This is a genomic window from Streptomyces sp. BE303, assembly GCF_036290945.1.
Classification (GTDB): Bacteria; Actinomycetota; Actinomycetes; order Streptomycetales; family Streptomycetaceae; genus Kitasatospora.
In genome coordinates this window covers 1-2,317 of record NZ_JAQYWZ010000926.1, presented here as the reverse complement: position 1 = coordinate 2,317, position 2,317 = coordinate 1, and the positions used below count along the sequence as shown (strand labels likewise).

Sequence of the window (2,317 nt, the reverse complement as noted above, 5' to 3'; positions counted from 1 at the left end):
CACATCGGGATGGCGACCGGGAAGTTCCACGGGGTGATGAGTCCGACCACGCCGAGCGGGCGCCGGAACGTCATGGCGAGGGTGCGCGGCTCCTCGGCCGGGGTGGTGACGCCGTTGATGCGGCGGGCCTCGCCGATGGTGAAGTCCAGGATGGTCAGCGAGCGCGCCACCTCGCCCCGGCCCTCGGACAGGCGCTTGCCCTGCTCCCTGGTGATCGCCTCGGCGAACAGCTCGGAGCGCTCGGTGATCAGGGCCGCCGCGGCCTTGAGCAGCTTGGCGCGTTCGATCGGCCCGACCGCGTCCCAGTCCCGCTGGGCGGCGGCCGCCGCGGTGACGGCGGCGGTGGCGTCACCGGCTCCGGACTCCGTGAACTCGCCGATCACGTCGGAGGTGTCCGCCGGATTCAGGTTCGGTCGCACCTGCCCCGTGATCGAGGGCGACCAGCGGCCGGCGATGTGGTTGAGCAGGTGCTCGGGGTGCGGATTCGACATGGCGGACTCCGTGGCAGGAAGAGGGAGCAGGGAGGTGGCCCGTGCGGTCGGACGGGCGGCCGTGCGGTTGGACGCCGGGCCGACGGCCCTGATGAGGGGCCAGGGGCGTCGACCCGGCAGCGAGGGGGGTGGTCAGCCCATGTGGACGGCGATCCGGGGGGCTGCCCCGGTGCGGGCCGCGGCGACGGCCGCGTCGATGTCCGTGAGGGGGAAGGAGTCGGGGACGAGCCGGGCGAACCGGTCCTGCACCGGGGTGCGGACGAGGAAGTCGACCGCCTCGGTGAGGTCCTCGACCGTGTAGTTGTGGCTGCCGACCACGCGGGTGAGGTTGCGGACGAAGGTGTTGGGTTCGAAGGCCACCTGCGGACCGGGGGAGACGGAGCCGACGAGGGCCACGCGCCCGTCCAGCCCGACCAGGTCCAGGGCCGACTGGACGGCCCTGTGGTGGCCGGACAGTTCGAGGACGACGTCCGCGCCGAACTCCTTGACCGCCGTCTCCAGCGCGCCCGGGGAGCAGGCGACATCGGCCCCGAACTCCAGCGCCAGGTGCCGCCGGCCCGCGTCGACGTCGCAGGCGATGACGTTCCGGGCGCCGCGGTCGAGGGCGTAGGCGACGGCGGTGAGGCCGAGCATGCCGCAACCGATCACGACCACGTTGTCGCCGGCCGCGAGTTCGGTGCGCCGGGCCGCGCACACGACGGTGGCGGTGGCGCAGTTCGCGGGTGCGGCGACCTCGGCGGGCAGCTCCTCGGGGACGGCGACCAGGCCGGTGCCCGCGACCAGGTGGCAGTGGGTGGCGAGACCGCCGTTGTACCGCCAGTGGTCGGTGATGGCCTCGTGGCCGTACTTGCGGACGCTCTCGCACTTCTGCGGGACGCCGCGGGTGCAGCGCCGACAGGTGCCGCAGGAGGTGCCGATCGTCCAGGTGACCCGCTGGCCGGGGACGACGGGCCGGCCGTCGGCGAGGACGGGGGAGCCGCCGACGGCCTCGACGACGCCGACGGCCTCGTGCCCCAGGACGGTCGGCAGCGGGGTGGGCCGGTGGCCGGCGATGGTGTGCAGGTCGCTGCCGCACACGGTGGCCAGTTCGATGCGGACCAGGACCTCGCCGGGCAGGAGCCGGGGGAGGGGCTGCTGTTCCACGCTGAACCCCTTCTCGGGCCCGGACCAGACGGCCGCGGTCGGCGGGAGTGGCGTGCGGGGTACGGAGTTCACGGTGCTGGGGTGCGTCATGTCCGGTTCCGCCTAGCGTCGGATCGTGAGGGCGACGAGCGCGCTGCACCCGCAGCACCCGGCCACGAAGAGGAAGATGAGGCTGGTGTTGCCGGTGCTGTCCATCAGGCCGCCGATGAAGGGCTCGGCGGTCCCGGCGAAGAGGTAGGCGAAGCAGTTGACGGCGCCGGTGGCGGTGCCGGCCATCCGCTTGCCGGCGATGTCGGGGCAGAGCGCCCAGAACGAGGACTGCGGGCCGTAGACGAAGAAGCCGGTGAGGAAGAGGACCACGATGCCGGTGGTGACGTTCAGCGGCGCGAGGTACATCGTCATGGAGGCGGCGGCGCCCATGACCATGAAGAGGATGATCGGGCGGTCCCGGCGGGCTCCGAAGAGCCGGTCGGAGATCTGGCCGTTGGTGAGCGCGCCGACCGCCATGCCGACGGGCAGCGCGACCGAGATCCACAGCGGGCTGATGCCGCCGCCGCCCTTCTTCCAGTTCTCGCCGAGGAAGTAGACCGGGACCCAGATCAGCAGGCCGTAGCGGGCGGTGTTCTGGAACCCGATGGCGATGCCGGTGGACCAGATCTTGGGGTTGCGCAGCACGGTCTTGT

3 protein-coding genes are annotated in these 2,317 nt (G+C 72.6%); all 3 read right to left on the bottom strand.

All coding sequences use genetic code 11. From position 1 onward, the window contains the following. Positions 1–491: aldehyde dehydrogenase family protein (locus tag PUR56_RS37930; RefSeq protein ID WP_329952302.1), on the bottom strand; the 491-nt coding region annotated here is incomplete at its 3' end. Positions 492–623: 132 nt separating this feature from the next. After that, on the bottom strand, positions 624–1,634 hold the full coding sequence (locus PUR56_RS37925; protein WP_329952301.1) for a zinc-binding dehydrogenase: 1,011 nt from the start codon (positions 1,632–1,634) through the stop codon (positions 624–626). Between the two features lie 102 nt (positions 1,635–1,736). Then, on the bottom strand, positions 1,737–2,317 hold a 581-nt coding region (locus PUR56_RS37920), incomplete at its 5' end, for an MFS transporter (RefSeq protein ID WP_329952300.1).